The organism is Shewanella sp. AS16, from assembly GCF_021412365.1.
Classification (GTDB): Bacteria; Pseudomonadota; Gammaproteobacteria; order Enterobacterales; family Shewanellaceae; genus Shewanella; species Shewanella salipaludis.
On record NZ_JAKCLK010000422.1, the window covers coordinates 1 to 282 of the forward strand.

The 282-nt window shown below is 46.5% G+C and carries 1 protein-coding gene; it reads left to right on the plus strand.

Annotation, left to right across the window (positions count from 1 at the left end):
• Window positions 1-47: 47 nt before the first annotated feature.
• Window positions 48-282 (plus strand): DUF4942 domain-containing protein (locus LZP73_RS21640; protein WP_442800791.1); only part of this gene is annotated, 235 nt, incomplete at its 3' end.

Genomic DNA, 282 nt, shown 5'->3' on the forward strand with positions numbered 1-282 from the left:
CATTTGAACAACTACACCAGAATAAGGATGAGGTGTTTGAGCGAGGGGTGATCAACATCTTCAGGGGACTTAGCTGGAATTACAAAACTAATTCACCCTGTAAATTTGGCAGTAAAATTATCGTCAACAACCTGGTGAGGTGGGACCGATGGGGGTTTCATCTTATCACCGGGCAACAGGCAGATCGACTTGACGATCTGGAAAGAATGCTGCACCTGTTCAGCGATAAACCAATCCCCGAAAACCGGGAAAACATCACCCTTCGTCTGGATGATCACATCC